We start from the raw sequence: 14,223 nt of genomic DNA on the forward strand, positions 1-14,223 counted from the left end.
GCCCAGACCCGGCACCTTGCCCGCACTTCTGCCGCCAACATCTTACACTTCCCGCTGGCCCACGCAACTGCCGTTCTGTGTTCATGTTAGTTTGGAATGGGTTTCAACATTGTAAAAGCCCATACGGTGTAGGGCAGGCCAAGGATTGTTCCGACCTGCCCCTGAGTAGACATTCTAGTTAGCTTTGGATAAGCTTTCCGTGAAGGCTTATCCGTAACGCTTATCCAGCAGAGGAGGCCCCTCCAGAGTGGCCACCGCCTCGATGGCGTCGAAGCGAAGCCCGGTGCTCTGCTGCAAAGCCGGGCCCAACTGAGGGGGCACCGCCTCGGCTTTGATACGCAGGGTGAGCTTGTCGGTTCCCCCTTCCTTGGTCTCCACCACCACCTGGGCTCCACCGCGAGGGTCGAGGCCAAAGGCCATCAGCAGCGGGGCCAGCTCGGTAGGATAGAGCTTGACCCCCTTGACCTTGACCATCAGATCGGTACGGCCAATCACCCCCCGGGGCAAGCAGACCCGCCCTTCCCGGCGGGAAACCACCGCCAGATCGCCGGTGCGGAAGCGAACCATGGGCATCAGGGTACGGGAAAGCGAGGTTACCACCAGCTCACCTTTTTCCCCCTCGGGCGTCGGTTCTAAGGTCTCGGGATCAAGCACTTCCAGGATGGCCATCTCCGGTATCTCCCACAGGCCGTTTTTCTCTAAGCTTTCCCCCGCCACCACCCCCAGCTCGGAGGTGCCATAGGCGTCTACGGCTACCCCCCCGAGGGCCTGCTCGAGCCTCTCCCGGTAGCCTGGCACCGAGGTAAAGGGCTCGCCCCCGGCCAAGAGGAGCTGGAACCGCCCCCCTGCCTGGGCAATCTTGAGGGCAAAACTGGGGTTGCAAACCAGCACCTCAAAACCATACTGCTGTTGCAGTTGGGCGATGCGCTCCGCCTCGCCAGGGCCATGGGGCAGCACCATGGCCCCCGCCCGCTGCAAGGCTTCGTGGAAAAGCCAGCCACCAGCAAAAACGTGGTAGCCAAAGGCCACCAATACCCTCTTGCCCGCCACGCCTAGACGGCGCATCTGGCCCGCCAGGGCCTCAGCCTGGTAGGCCACGTCCTCGGGCGAGAGGTACTCGGGCATCCAGCCAATGGCCGGGCTAGGGGTCAGGTGCATCAGGGCAGCCCCGGCGGGCGGCTGGGGGTGGGCCTGAAGGTAAGCCAGCCACTCCTGGCGGGTAGTCAGGGGTAGGCAGGAAAGGGTCTCAAGGCTGATCTCACGCGGATCAATCGCGCTGAGTTTTTGTGCATACACCGGGTGCTTTTGTGCAGCCGCAATCACCTCACGCAAGCGTTGGCTTCGATCCATACCGGGGCTCCTTTCAAAACATTACCGCCCCGATTATACGCTCCAGCGCTATATCCCAGGTTCGGAGGTGCAAACCACTTAGTCGAAAAGGTCGAAAAGCCGGCTCAGTTTGCTCTTCTTTTTGCCGTAGCGCTTATAGTGCTCATCGTCGTCGGTATCGTAGGGGTTGCGCGGGGGAAGAGGTGGCTGTGCACGGCGGTAGCGCTCGAGTTCGGCCTCGTACTCTTGCTCATACTGCCGCACCTGGCCCAGCAATTTTTCCAGCTCCCCCCCATCTAGCCAAACCCCCCGGCACTTGGGGCAGATGTCTATGAGCACGCCGCTACGCTGAACTTCATTCATCCCGGTCTGACAGTTAGGGCAAATCAACAAGGGCATAACTCCTCCCCTTTTAGGCTCGCAAAAAGCAGGCCACGAAAAACAGGGCCAGTGCACCTTTCCCTACCCCAAAGCTAGCGCTTGAGCAGCTCCAGGGCCACCCACAACCCCAAACGACGCTCGGTACTCTCCAGGTCGCCCAGCATACCCTTGAGTTGCTCTAAGCGATAGTAGACGCTTTGCCGGCGCACCCCCAAGCGGCGGGCCGTCTGGGCGATGTTGAACTGGGAGGCCAGAAGGGCCTCGAGGGTCGAGAGCAGGGTCGAGCGTGGGCGGCTAGGCAGGGTTAGCAGGGGGCCAAGCTGGCTCTGGACAAAGCTTTGGTCGCGCCCGGTCTCGATCAAAGCCTCCAGCAAGGGATGCAATAGGGGCACCTCCCCACCCAGCCCAGGCCGCAGGATGCGCTCGTGGGCCGCACGGGTAAGCTCGGCAAAGCGAACCTCGGCGCGAAAGACCAGAAGGGGAAACTGCAGCATACGGGCCGTTTGCAGCATCTCAGGGGGCACTTCCCTGAGCCACTGCACCAGCTCGAGAACCAGCCCACCCACCCCGGCCTCGACCAGCGAGCGCACATAGGCCACCTGGGCCTCGGGGGTAGCCCGGGCAAGCTCGAGGCCGGTGGAAAGCAAAAGCTCGCCCCCTGAGAGCAGCCGGGCCACGTCCAGCACCTCAGCTACGTGCACCCAGGTGATGGGGGCCTCGAGCCGGGCTTCTCCCGACAATAGCTCTGCTCCGGCAAAAGCGGGTAGCTCCAGGATTTGCCGTAGGGTGGGCAGGCTCATGGCTGAACAAGACACCAGGCTATCGCGAAGGAACACATTTTTAGTTGGAGCAAAAGATGTAGGCCTATCCAGGGCATTGCCTTCAATCCGCAGGCTCAACCGCTTTAGCCCTTCGCCTCAAGGCCCCGGCAACGCAACCATTAGCCCTGTTCCAGTATCCAGCGCATGGTCTTGTCGGCCAGCCGATCCAGGGCCTGCACCGCCAGCTCGAGGTGCTCCTCCTTGGTGTCCTCGATTTTGTTGTGGCTGATGCCGTGTAGGCTCTGCACAAACAGCATCACCGTGGGGATGCCCGCCCGGGCCACCTCGGCGGCGTCGTGCAGCGGCCCCGAGGGCAGGCGGTAGGAAACCCCCGCCACCTCGCGGATGGCCTCGTCGCACAGCTCGATGAGGGTGGGATGGAAGGGAATCGGCTCGATATTCCAGATACGGCTCCACTCCACGGTGCAGCCCTCCTCGCGGGCGAAGCGCTCGCTGGCCTCGCGGGCCTCGGCCAGCATCTGGGCCAGAATGCCGGGGTCGAGGTCGCGCTGATCCAAGGTGCACTCGCAGCGGCCCACCACCGCGGTCACGATGCCGGGAAAAGTTTTTACGCTACCCATGGTGCAAACTGCATCGGGGTGCTTCATGGCAATAGGGCGAATCTCCAGCGCCAGCTTGGCCGCTGCCGCCAGGGCATCCCGCCTGCGGTTCATGGGGGTCGAACCGGAGTGGGCCTCCTGGCCATAGAAGGTGATCTGGTGGCGTTCAACCCCCTTGGTGCCCAGCACTACCCCCAGGGGTAGGCCCTTATCTAAGAGCACCGGGCCTTGCTCGATGTGGAGCTCGAGGTAGGCCGCAGCGTTCTTCTGCTCGGCTTGGGCCTCGGGAAAGCGGTCTATCTCCACCCCGCAGCGCCTCAGGGCATCCTCCAGGCGGATGCCGTCCTTGTCGGTGCGGCCCCGGTCGGCCTCGATGGTGTGCGTGCCGGCAAAGGCCGAGGAACCCAGTAGGCTGCGACCAAAACGGGCCCCCTCCTCGTCGGCCCAGTCCACCAGGCGCACGGTAACCGGGGGGTTGCCCCGGTACTCCTGGGCGATGCGGCGCAGCACCTCGAGGCCAGCCAGCACATTCAAGCAGCCATCCAACCACCCCCCATTAGGCACGGAGTCCAGATGACCGCCGATCAAAAGGGCCTTCTCGCGCTGTCCCGGCAGGGTCACCCAGTTGTTGCCTGCCGCGTCGTAGTGCTGCTCGACAGGTAAGCCCTTCAGCTTAGCGTTGAACCATTCGCGCGCTTTGAGCCAGGTATCGGTCCAGGCAACCCGCTGGGCCCCGTTTTCATCGCTGGTGAGTTCCCGTAGTTCCTTGAGTTCGGCAATGGTGCGTCTGGGCTCGAGCATACCCTTCTCCTTTTGGAAAAAATGGGGGCGACCCAGGCCGCCCCCAAAGCTTCAAGCTGAGCAATTCCTGCCAACAGCCATCCCTAGGGAGCGCTTATCGGGGCTTCCCACGGCGCAGACATCTAGCGCTCGCCTAGCGGTAATCTCCGGCCCGTTTCCCGGTGGCCATCTCCCAGGGGCCATAGTCCACCGTGGCAGCTGGCGGGTCGCGGGTCAGAATGCCCTGCTCCCGCAACAGCCGCACCGAAGCCTGGTAGTCGGCAGGCACCAAGAAGCCAGCCCAGCCCTTGGCCGTAGCCCCGGCGTTGTATAGCTTGGCAATCTCGGCCATCTGCCAGGTCTGGTGCCCCTTGGCATCCGCGCGGGTACCAGAACCTTTGCAGGTGTTGCCACAGAAGGGCAGCACATACTTCTCTACCGTCTCGGCCTGGTTGGCCACTGCCCAGTTCCAACCTTGAAGGGTGGCCCGGATGAGCCGTGCGGCTACCTGGCGCCCGGTGAGGCCCGAGCCTTTGAAGTTGCGGTCGTTGAGCACCCGCTCGGTGGTGAAGATGAGGTCCTCGAGCAGGTTAATGCCCTGATCGGGCAGCTTAAACACATCGACTTTGCTCTCGTCGTAGCCCAGGCCGGCGATTTGGTTGACCTCGTTGTAAATCATGGCCGAGACCAGCTGTACCTTGTCTGGGAAAACCAAAGCTGGGTCGAAAGGATAGGTGACCGCGGTCACATCGGGGTTAGTGGCCCTGGGATCGAGCGAGCTGGTCAGGCCACACTTGCGGAACAGGGCCACCGCCGGGTACTCGTTGCCCGAGGGCCAGACCCCCACGCTTTTACCCTTGAGGTCGCGGCACAAATCCCGGATACCGGTGGACTTCAGGGCCACTAGGGTAAAGCCCGAGCGCTGGAAAATCTGGGCGATGTGCACCACTGGAATGCCCCGCTCGCGGGCGGTGAGCAGATCGGCAATCCAGGTAGTACCAAAGTCGGCAGCACCGGACTGCACCACCTGAATAGGCGACTGGTCGCCAGCAGGCAGCAGCGTGACATCCAAACCCTGGGCGCGATAGAAGCCCCGCTCCTTGGCTACGAAGAACCCGGCGAACTGCGCCTGGGGAAACCACTTGAGCTGCAGGTTCACCTTCACTAGGTTCTGCTGCGCACTGGCCAGCGATACCAGCGCAAAAACCACCAGTGCCGCGAAGACCGACCACTTCTTCATTTCTGCCTCCTTTTTGCCAGACTGCTTCAAAAGCTAGCCTAACCCAGCCCACGCACCTTCTGTCAAGCCAAGGCTTCCACCCCCTTTAGCAAGCCAAGACCTATTCCTAACGGTAGGAAACATGCCATCCAGTTAGCCTCCGCTCTATCCATGCCACCAGGTTGTACCAGGCAATGCCCACCAGCGAGGCCACAATAATGGCCGACCACACGATGTCGAAGCCGAAGCGGCCTGCCTCGATCTGAATGCGAAACCCCAGGCCCTGCCCATTGGCCCCAAAAAATTCGCCCACGATAGCCCCAATCATGGCCAGGGTGGTGCCCAGCTTGAGGGCGTTGAAGATAAAAGGGAGCGCGTTGGGCAGCCTTAGCCAGCGATACTGCTGCAGTTCCCCTGCGGCATAGGAGCGCATCAGATCGAGGGAGAGTGGGCTGACCTCGGTCAGTCCGCGGAAGGTGTTGACCACCATCGGGAAGAACACTGTGATGGCCACAATGGCGGCCTTGGAAGGCCAGTCGATACCCATCATCTTGACCAACACCGGGGCCAAGGCCACGATGGGGATGCTGCTAAAAATGGTGGCATAGGGCAACAGCCCCCGCTCCAGAAACACATATCGGCTCACCAGCAAAGCGGTTATCACCCCCAGACTACAGCCGATCAGATACCCGATCAGCGCTTCGAGCACCACCGTCTGGAAAGCATCGCGCAACAAGACATCCCGCACCGCCAGCAGGGTCGAAAGCACCCGGCTGGGGGTGGGAATGAGGCCTGGGGGTACCTGGTAGGCCCGCAGCCAGGCCTCCGCCAGGATCAGGATCAGCAAAAGGGTCAGGGCTGCCGGGGTGAAGCCGACAAGGGGATTGGGGGTGTGGGCAAACTGCTGGGCCACCCGGCCAAGGCCCAACAAAGCCAGAAGCCCCCCCAAGACGAGGAGCAGTTTATGCCCCTGGGAGGCTGGCTCGAGCTGATGCCACCAAGCCGCGATGAACCAAAGCAGCAAGGCAAACCCCACCAGCAGCAAGGCCCAACCCCAAAGAGCCGAGGGCCGCGCCAGACGGGGTGGAAGCATCACCGCCCCCCTCCTTCCCGCTGCGGCACCCGGCGCCATGGGGTAGCCAGATGCTCGACCCAGTTCACCAAGGCCACCAACAGGATGCCCAGTGCGGCTGAGGAGAGCATGATGACCCACATGGCCACCACATCCGAGGCCCTCGAGTTTTCCGCCAGCATCTTGCCAATACCCTGGAAGCTGATGGTGGAAATCTCGGCCACTATCGCTCCTATCAGCGCCGCCGTCATGGCCACCTTGAAAGCGGTAAACAAATAGGGCACCGAGGCCGGGAAGCGCAGCTTGAGGTAGGTCTGCCAGCTACTGGCATTGTAGGTTTTCATCAGGTCCAGGCTGAGGGGGTCGGGGCTTTTGAGCCCCTTAGCCACCCCTATGGTGATGGGGAAAAAAGCAATGTAAGCCGCAATGATGGCCTTGGGCAACCAGCCTTGCACCCCATACTGGCCCAACACCACCACCAGCATGGGGGCAATGGCGATGATGGGCACGGTCTGCGAGGCTACAATCCAGGGCAGAAGCGAGCGCTCGAAGGCCCGGGAAGCCACCATCCCAATGGCAAAAAAGAACCCCAGCATGGCTGCTAAAAGCAGGCCCACCAGGGTCTCGAGAGCCGTCACCGCCGCGTTGAGGGGAATGGCGCTCTGAGAGTTGAGAGGAAACATCAGGTTGCCAAAGCCCTGCCAGAGCTGCTGTGGCGAGGGCAGCACGGGGCTACGCAGCTGGGTAGCACACTCCAGGGCTGTTTTGCAGGGGAGGACTGCCCCGGTGTCCAAGGCCCGCTGGGCTGCCGGAATGTTGGCCAGGTACATCAGGGGCCAGTACAACACCAACACCACCAAGGCCACCACCAGCATGGGCACCAGATTGGGCGATAGGCGCAACATCACATCCCCTTACTCGCTTACCTCGAAACCGTGCCCCTTGCGCAAGGCCTCGCGCACCAGGGTGGCGATCTCGAAGAAGCGGGTGGTCTCGCGGGTCTCGAAGTTGCGCGGCTGCGGCAGGTCCACCGGGATCACGGTCTCGATCTTGCCGGGGCGCGGGGTCATGACCACGATGCGCGTGGAGAGGAACACCGCCTCGGGGATGGAGTGGGTGACGAAGATGATGGTCTTGCCGGTCTCGCGCCACAGCCGCAAGAGCTCGAGGTTGAGGTTCTCCCGCGTGATCTCGTCGAGCGCGCCGAAGGGCTCGTCCATGAACAGGAGCTGCGGGTCGAAGGCCAGCGCGCGGGCGATGCTCACCCGCTGCTGCATCCCGCCCGAGAGCTGCCAGGGGTAGTGGCGGGCGAACTTCCCCAGCCCCACCAGCGCCAGCATGCGCTCGGCGCGGGGTTTGTGCTCGGCCTTGGGCACGCCCATCACCTCCAGCGGCAGCATCACGTTCTGCAGCACGGTGCGCCACTCCATCAGGGTAGGGGCCTGGAAGACGTAGCCGTAGGCCCGGCTCTTGCGCGCCTCCTCCGGGGTCTTTCCCCCGATTCGAATGCTGCCCGCACTGGGCTGGATCAGATCGGCCAACAGGCGCAACAGGGTGGTTTTGCCGCAGCCCGAAGGCCCAATCAGGCTGATGAACTCGCCCTGGGCAATCTCGAGGTTGGCTTCCTTCAAGGCCACCGTACCGTTGGGGAAAACCATCGAAACGTCACGCACCGAAACCAGCGTAGCGCCGGGTGGTGCTGGAACTTGGGGATGAGGGGTATGCGGTTGCTTCATCATGCGTTCCTGCCTAGCTGTGCTTGCTGCCGGTAAGGGCCGTGGTAAACCCCAGGCCCATGTAGACACCCCCGGTAATCCAGCGCCCCCGGGCGGCCAGATGGGGGATATGGGCCTTCTGCCGTAGCCAGTGCCCCAGCGAACTGGACAACAAGGCATAGGTACTATCGCTGAGTAGGGCCAGGGAGATGAACACCAGCCCTAAAAACAAAAACTGAAGCCACGCCGCCCCACGCGCCGGGTCTACAAACTGGGGCAAGAAGGCCAAAAAGAATAGCGCTGTTTTGGGGTTGAGGGCGTTGACCACAAAGCCTTGCCAGAAGATTTGCGGCAGAGACTGGCGCCTGAGGAGGCTGGGCTCGAGGGGTTCGCGGGCCAACCAGGTGCGTAGGCCTATGTACACCAGATAGGCCGCCCCAGCAAACTTGACCAGGTTGAAAAGCAAAGCGCTGGAAAAAAGGAGGGCTGAAAGACCCAGGGTAGCCATCAAAACGTGTACCATCCCCCCACACTGGATTCCCGCCACGCTGGCCAAGCCCGCTGCCCGCCCTTGCGAGAGGCTCCGGGTAACGATGTAAACCACTGCTGGCCCTGGAATTACCAGCAGGGCCAGGCTGGCCAGGACGAACAGTAGAAGTTGCTCCGACGGTATCAGCATCCAAATCCCTTCCCGCTACCCTTTACCGAAGTGTGCAGCTCTGTAGGAACACCCGTCATTGTACCCGGCCCGGTCGGTCTCGCTGCAGCCACTCCCCAACCCCTGCTTCAGAAGTACACTGGCTCCCGCCGCAGGAAGCGGCCCCACCCTTTCTGGCCCACAAACTGGCCATCCCTGACCGCCAACCGGCCCCGCACCGTCACGTGGACGGGTCGGCCGTCGATCTCAAAGCCTTCAAAGCCGTTGTAATCGTTGTTCACACTTTGGGTGGCCACCGAAATCCGGCCCCGGTAGGTGGGGTCGTAGACCACCAGGTCGGCGTCGCTGCCCACCGCGATGGTGCCCTTCCGGGGAAACAGGCCAAAGAGCTTGGCCGCTTTGGTGCTGGCCGCGTCCACAAAGCGGTGGATGTCCAAGGAACCCCGGCTCACCCCATAGGTGTAGAGCAGGTTGACCCGGTCCTCGATGGCGGGAATACCGTTGGGAATAGCGGTAAAGGCATCCCTGCCCAGCAGTTTCTGCTCGGTATCAAAGGGGCAGTGGTCAGTGCCCACGGTATCGATGAAGCCCTGGGCCAGGGCATCCCACAGCGCTTTCTGGTTGCGCTTGTCGCGCAAAGGCGGCGACATGATGTACTTCATGGCCTCCACCCCGCCCCGCTCGGCATAGGTTTTGTCCAGCAGGAAGTGGGGGATCACCGATTCGATGTAGATGGGCACCCCTCGAGCCTTGGCCCGCAGGGCCGCTTCCAGGGCCGGCTGGCAGGAAAGGTGTACCACATAGCCGGTGGCCCCGGTGTTTTCCAGAAAGGTGGCGAAGCGGTTGGTGCCCTCAGCCTCCACCGACTCGGGCCGGCTGGGTTCGTGCCACTCGGGGCCGGTCTTGCCCTCGCGCAAAAGCTTCTGCTGCAACTGCCCGACCAACTCGGCGTTCTCGCAGTGGGCAGTGACGATTACCCCCAGCTCCTTGGCCAAGCACATGGTCTGGTACATCTCGCCGTCTTCCACGCCGAAGAAGTTCTTGTACGACAGGAAAATCTTGAAGCTGTTGATGCCGTCGGCCACAATCTCGCGAAGCTGGGCCTCGGTCTTGGGGTCGTACTTGGTGACCGACATGTGGAAGGTGTAGTCGCAGTAGCTGTGGCCCTCGGCCTTACCCTTCCAGAGGTGGTAGCCCTCGAGGGCATCGTCGGCCCGGCTGGGGCAACACATCTCGATATAGGTGGTGGTGCCCCCCATCAAAGCCGCCTTGGAGCCAGTCTCGTGGGTATCTTTGGCAAAGGTGGCCATGAAGGGCAGGTAGATGTGCACGTGGGGGTCGATGAAGCCAGGAAAAACATACTTGCCCGTAGCGTCGATGACCTCTGTTCCCGGCGGGGCCTCCAGGTTCTGGCCGATGCGGGTAATGGTCTCGCCCTCGGCGTAGATATCGGCTTTATAGCGGCTATCTGCAGTGACGATTTCACCGTTTTTGATCAGCAGTCCCATGCACTCCTCCGTTTGTCGCTTCCCTACAGCCAAGCCTTGGCCCTCCTTCAGGTAAACACCCCGCGGTAAATCTGGGTCAACGAGATGCTCCCACCCAAGCAGGCTAGGCTTATAAGGCCATCCCCAGCCAGGTCCTGCTCCTGCCAATGCCCTTCTTCATCGCGCCAGCAGTGCCGAACCAGCAGCGTATCCTGATCCACGATGAGGTAGGTCCTAAGCGAGGGTAAGCGGATGTACTCGAGCTTCTTTTCCCTCAGATCCACAACAGCCGTGGAAGGCGAAAGCACCTCCACCAATAGGCAAGGCTCGGTCTCGTAATACTCGTCAGGCAGTTCCTTGCCACACACCACCATCACGTCAGGGTAGTAGATGGCCTTTTCCGTATCGCTGGCCCTAGACTGGCCTATGAAAAGCTTCATATTCGCCTGGTAAACCCGGCAACCCGGCGAGGCCAACGATAGAAAATGGGCAGCGATGTTTAAGGCAATTCGGTTGTGCCGGCTGCTGCTGCCCGCCATAGCGTAGACCTGGCCACACACATACTCACGGCGCACCGGAGAAGACCGCTCGCTTTGGAGGTACTCCGCAACCGTAACGAACCTGGGCAATGGCTTCAGCATAGACCTAGTCTAGCGCTCCCAAAGCGACTTCCCGGCCAGACAGACACCGCCTAGTAGGGCAAGCCCGTCTAGTGAATCTCAATCCCCACTTCCTCCCGGTAGCGCTGCATGGCCTCCCAATCGGTACCCACCTCGGGACGGGCCTTGGTGAGCTGATCCCAGGTAATGCTTTCGCGGCCCGAGGGCACCTCCACCATCTGAATACAGCCCTCCACCGGGCAGACGTTGTGGCACAGCCGGCAGCCCACGCAGTCCTCCTCGCGCACCACAGGCTGCGGACGGTTGGTCACCGCTTGATGCTTGCCATTGCTGCGCAGGTCGTAGGCGTAGGGCTGTACCCGGTTACCATCCGCGTCCACCAGGTCGATGCACTGGTGGGCGGTATCGTTGCAGGCCACGTAGCACAAGTTGCACTGGATGCACTTCTCCGGGTCGATGCGGGCCACCGCGCGGAAGGAGAGGTCGAAATCTTTGAAATCGGAGATGCGTGGCAGGCTTTTGCCCACCACCTCGGCCACGGTCTTGAAGCCCTTGGCATCCATCCAGGCATTGAGGCCATCGACCAGATCCTCGATGATGCGAAAACCGTAGTGCATCACCGCGGTGCAAACCTGGAGGCTCGAGGCGCCCAAAAGCAAAAACTCAGCCGCATCCTTCCAGGTGGAGATGCCGCCCATACCGGAGATGGGCACCCCCGAGCGCCGCACCACCTCGTCCACCCCTAGCGAGGAAAGCAGGTTGAGGGCGATGGGCTTAACGGCAGGCCCAGCATACCCCCCGTGTCCTCCTTTACCCCCGATGCTGGGCACGATTTCAAAGGTATCCAGGTCGACCCCAATGATGGAGTTGATGGTGTTGATCAGGCTAAGGCCGTTAGCCCCAGCAGCAATTGCTGCCCGCGCTGGCGGCACCACCGAGGCCACGTTGGGGGTGAGCTTGACGATGACCGGGATTTTGGCCACATCCATCACCCAGCCGGTGATCTGCTGGCAGTACTCGGGCACCTGGCCCACCGCGCTGCCCATCCCCCGCTCGCTCATCCCGTGGGGGCAGCCGTAGTTGAGCTCAATGCCATCGGCCCCGGTATCCTCGATTCTCAGGATGATGTCCCGCCAGGCCTGGGGGGTAGACTCCACCATGGCCGAGACGATCACCGCCCGGTCGGGCCAGTGCCGCTTCACATCGCGGATTTCCCGCAGGTTGACCTCGAGGGGCCGGTCGGAGATGAGCTCCACATTGTTGATGGCCAGCATCTTCTGGCCGCCGTAGTGCCAGGCCCCGTAGCGGTTGGAAACGTTGAGCACCGGCGCCCCAATGGTCTTCCAGACCGCCCCTCCCCAGCCGGCCTCAAAAGCCCGGTGCACCTGTGCCCCGGAGTTGGTGGGCGGGGCCGAGGCCAGCCAGAAGGGGTTAGGGGACTTAATGCCAGCGAAGTTGATCCGAAGATCTGCCATATGGACACTCCTTTCGCCCTGGGTCTTAGGCCGAGGATCACCTGCCTAGTCGGCCGCCGCACCCACACTGGAGGTGAGCCTGCGGTGAATGGCGAAAGCCGCCATCTTGCCGTCCTGCACAGCCATCACCGTGGAGGCCGCACCTTTGGCCCGCACGCAGTCGCCCCCGGCATAGACCTTGGGCAGGCTGGTCTCGAAATCGTCGTTGACCTTGATGTAGCCTTTCTCGGTCTGCAAGCCCAGCACCTGGGCTAGGGTGGGCTTTTCCTGGCCGATGGCCTTGACCACCTGGTCGCAGGGCAGCACAAACTCCGACCCTGCCACCGGCCTGGGGGCCGGGCGGCCCGAGGCGTCGGGCTCGCCTAGCGCCATGCGCACACAGCGCAGGCCCACCACCTGCCCTCCCTCGCTGAGCACCTCCACCGGCTGGGTCAGGAAGCGGAACTCCACCCCTTCGTTCTTGACAAAGCTGTACTCGTGGGGGTAGGCGGTCATCTCCTTTTCGCTGCGCCGATAGACCACGGTGACCCGCTCGGCCCCCATCCGCTTGGCAATGGTGGCGCAATCCATCGCAGTATTGCCCGCGCCAATCACCGCCACTTGCCTCCCTACCCAGAGCCGATACGGGTTCAGCTTGGCGGCTTCGATGAACTCGAGGCCATCCACTACCTGCTCCTCCCCGGGAATCCCCAGCGCGGGTACTGCCCCCAGGCCGATGCTCAAAAAGACCGCATCGAACTGTACCCGCACCTCCTCCCAGGAAAGGTTGCGGCCCAGCTCCATCTGGGTTTTGATCGTCACCCCCAGCCGCCGCACCATCTCCACCTCGGCCAAGGCCACCCCCACCGGCTCCCGCAGCCCGATGATGCCGTAGGTAGAAAGCCCCCCGGCCAGTTCACGCTTTTCAAAAACGGTCACGCTGTGGCCCAGCTTGGCCAGCTCACCCGCACAGGTCAGGCCGGCTGGCCCCGCCCCAATGACCGCAACCTTCCTTCCCGTGGGGGAGCCGGGCTTGAAAACATCCATCCCCCGTTCGTAGACGTAATCCGTGGCGTAGCGCTGCAGGCGCCCGATGGCGATGGGCCGGTGTTCGGCACCCAACACACAGGCCCCCTCGCATAGCTCCTCCACTGGGCAGACCCGAGCACAGGTGGCGCCCATCAGGTTAGCCTCGAGGATGGTACGGGCTGAACCTACCAGGTTACCGCTAGCGATCTTCTTGATGAACTTGGGGATATCGATGTGGGTAGGACAGGCGTGGGTACAGGGGGCATCGTAGCAGTACAGACAGCGGTGGGCCTCTACCAACGCCTCATGGTCGGTGAGAGGGGGTAGGTACTCGGCAAGAACTTCCTCTGGCTTGATAATCTGCACGCTTCCTCCTTTCGGGCAGGGGGCATAAAAGCGAAGAACCCTCTTGGTGATGTTGAAATCACTAAGAGGGTTCGCGCTCTCGCTGGAGCCGATTTAACCCTAAAACGGGCTTTCTGCTTGCAATATACAGGGCTAGTTTGCCCCTTGTCAAGGGCACATCGCCGCTTAAGGCGGCCTGGGGCTATACAGTGCTTTGTAATAAGTTGCAGACTTGTTTTTCTGCTAAAAAAGAAAATTGCGGGGCATTTTCCGTCTTGACTCAAAATGGTTTATGCTATATACGTATTACATGGCACTCAAAAAAACTAAAGCTTACAAGAAAGCCATCCTAGAGTTCCTAGTGGACGTCGTCACCGGTGCCGCGGCGGCCATTGTGCTGGTGGCCCTCACCCTGCTGATTCCCGGAGCCTAAAATTTCCCCACGTAAAGGCCCCAATATCTATGTGCAAAGAGTTGGAAGGAGTACAAGCACAGTACCTTATTACTTCCCGAACCTAGAGTAGACGAGTACCTGCGGGCCTCATTGGTGCTGGGCAACGTCCACCGGGTCGAACGAATCCCAAGCCTGCCGCCACCTTGAAGTGAGCATGGCCAAAGCCCCTTGAGCATGCTAGGCTCAAGTAGCCTAAGTGTAAGATTTGACCCTATCCCAGCAGCCATAACCTATAGAATCAGAATTGCCTATCGCTCCCAGCCGGGCGCGTGAGCGATCTGCCTTAGGCGGAACATAGG

Annotated in this window: 14 protein-coding genes; 1 reads left to right on the plus strand and 13 read right to left on the minus strand. The window is 61.7% G+C overall.

All coding sequences use genetic code 11. From position 1 onward, the window contains the following. Positions 1-207: 207 nt before the first annotated feature. From G552_RS0102455 to G552_RS0102515, 13 genes are all read right to left on the minus strand, one after another. Positions 208-1,350 (minus strand): phenylacetate--CoA ligase family protein, encoded by a 1,143-nt coding sequence (locus G552_RS0102455; protein ID WP_027881575.1) that lies wholly within the window; start codon positions 1,348-1,350, stop codon positions 208-210. Positions 1,351-1,428: 78 nt separating this feature from the next. Then, complete coding sequence (locus tag G552_RS0102460) at positions 1,429-1,728, minus strand: TFIIB-type zinc ribbon-containing protein (protein ID WP_027881576.1); 300 nt, start codon at positions 1,726-1,728, stop codon at positions 1,429-1,431. Between the two features lie 74 nt (positions 1,729-1,802). Continuing rightward, complete coding sequence (locus tag G552_RS0102465) at positions 1,803-2,546, minus strand: PucR family transcriptional regulator (RefSeq protein ID WP_245575088.1); 744 nt, start codon at positions 2,544-2,546, stop codon at positions 1,803-1,805. A 104-nt stretch (positions 2,547-2,650) separates the two neighbouring features. Continuing rightward, complete coding sequence (locus G552_RS0102470; RefSeq protein WP_027881578.1) at positions 2,651-3,892, minus strand: Zn-dependent hydrolase; 1,242 nt, start codon at positions 3,890-3,892, stop codon at positions 2,651-2,653. Positions 3,893-4,025: 133 nt separating this feature from the next. Further along, entirely contained in the window at positions 4,026-5,111 is a 1,086-nt protein-coding gene (locus G552_RS0102475) for an ABC transporter substrate-binding protein (RefSeq protein WP_027881579.1), read from the minus strand. A gap of 106 nt (positions 5,112-5,217) precedes the next feature. Next, a complete protein-coding gene (locus G552_RS0102480) occupies positions 5,218-6,183 on the minus strand; it encodes an ABC transporter permease (protein ID WP_051195648.1) in 966 nt (321 codons plus the stop codon). Then, a complete protein-coding gene (locus G552_RS0102485) occupies positions 6,183-7,067 on the minus strand; it encodes an ABC transporter permease (protein WP_036270162.1) in 885 nt (294 codons plus the stop codon). Before G552_RS0102485 ends, G552_RS0102480 begins: the two co-directional genes overlap by 1 nt. A gap of 9 nt (positions 7,068-7,076) precedes the next feature. After that, positions 7,077-7,835: an ABC transporter ATP-binding protein gene (locus tag G552_RS0102490; protein WP_245575089.1), complete on the minus strand. Its 759-nt coding sequence runs from the start codon at positions 7,833-7,835 to the stop codon at positions 7,077-7,079. Positions 7,836-7,911: 76 nt separating this feature from the next. Further along, positions 7,912-8,556, minus strand: a complete 645-nt coding sequence (locus tag G552_RS0102495) for a LysE family translocator (protein WP_027881583.1) — start codon at positions 8,554-8,556, stop codon at positions 7,912-7,914. Between the two features lie 107 nt (positions 8,557-8,663). Further along, on the minus strand, positions 8,664-10,043 hold the full coding sequence (gene hydA / locus G552_RS0102500) for a dihydropyrimidinase (protein ID WP_027881584.1): 1,380 nt from the start codon (positions 10,041-10,043) through the stop codon (positions 8,664-8,666). A gap of 47 nt (positions 10,044-10,090) precedes the next feature. Beyond that, positions 10,091-10,663, minus strand: a complete 573-nt coding sequence (locus tag G552_RS0102505; RefSeq protein WP_027881585.1) for a Uma2 family endonuclease — start codon at positions 10,661-10,663, stop codon at positions 10,091-10,093. A gap of 68 nt (positions 10,664-10,731) precedes the next feature. Then, positions 10,732-12,117, minus strand: coding sequence for an NAD-dependent dihydropyrimidine dehydrogenase subunit PreA (gene preA, locus G552_RS0102510; protein WP_027881586.1), 1,386 nt, complete (start codon positions 12,115-12,117; stop codon positions 10,732-10,734). A gap of 45 nt (positions 12,118-12,162) precedes the next feature. After that, on the minus strand, positions 12,163-13,491 hold the full coding sequence (locus tag G552_RS0102515; RefSeq protein WP_245575090.1) for an NAD(P)-dependent oxidoreductase: 1,329 nt from the start codon (positions 13,489-13,491) through the stop codon (positions 12,163-12,165). A 289-nt stretch (positions 13,492-13,780) separates the two neighbouring features. Between G552_RS0102515 and G552_RS16915 the strand changes: the two genes are divergently transcribed. Further along, entirely contained in the window at positions 13,781-13,903 is a 123-nt protein-coding gene (locus G552_RS16915; RefSeq protein ID WP_281167330.1) for a hypothetical protein, read from the plus strand. The last annotated feature ends 320 nt before the right edge of the window (positions 13,904-14,223 follow it).

It is taken from the genome of Meiothermus rufus DSM 22234 (genome assembly GCF_000423425.1).
In the GTDB taxonomy this organism is placed as follows: Bacteria; Deinococcota; Deinococci; order Deinococcales; family Thermaceae; genus Meiothermus; species Meiothermus rufus.

Bases quoted from the DNA above. Each gene is read 5' to 3' on its own strand.
- G552_RS0102455 (WP_027881575.1), bottom strand. From the start codon at position 1,350: ATGGATCGAAGCCAACGCTTGCGTGAGGTGATTGCGGCTGCACAAAAG.
- G552_RS0102460 (WP_027881576.1), bottom strand. From the start codon at position 1,728: ATGCCCTTGTTGATTTGCCCTAACTGTCAGACCGGGATGAATGAAGTT.
- G552_RS0102470 (WP_027881578.1), bottom strand. From the start codon at position 3,892: ATGCTCGAGCCCAGACGCACCATTGCCGAACTCAAGGAACTACGGGAA.
- G552_RS0102475 (WP_027881579.1), bottom strand. From the start codon at position 5,111: ATGAAGAAGTGGTCGGTCTTCGCGGCACTGGTGGTTTTTGCGCTGGTA.
- G552_RS0102480 (WP_051195648.1), bottom strand. From the start codon at position 6,183: ATGCTTCCACCCCGTCTGGCGCGGCCCTCGGCTCTTTGGGGTTGGGCC.
- G552_RS0102485 (WP_036270162.1), bottom strand. From the start codon at position 7,067: ATGTTGCGCCTATCGCCCAATCTGGTGCCCATGCTGGTGGTGGCCTTG.
- G552_RS0102495 (WP_027881583.1), bottom strand. From the start codon at position 8,556: ATGCTGATACCGTCGGAGCAACTTCTACTGTTCGTCCTGGCCAGCCTG.
- hydA (WP_027881584.1), bottom strand. From the start codon at position 10,043: ATGGGACTGCTGATCAAAAACGGTGAAATCGTCACTGCAGATAGCCGC.
- G552_RS0102505 (WP_027881585.1), bottom strand. From the start codon at position 10,663: ATGCTGAAGCCATTGCCCAGGTTCGTTACGGTTGCGGAGTACCTCCAA.
- preA (WP_027881586.1), bottom strand. From the start codon at position 12,117: ATGGCAGATCTTCGGATCAACTTCGCTGGCATTAAGTCCCCTAACCCC.
- G552_RS16915 (WP_281167330.1), top strand. From the start codon at position 13,781: ATGGCACTCAAAAAAACTAAAGCTTACAAGAAAGCCATCCTAGAGTTC.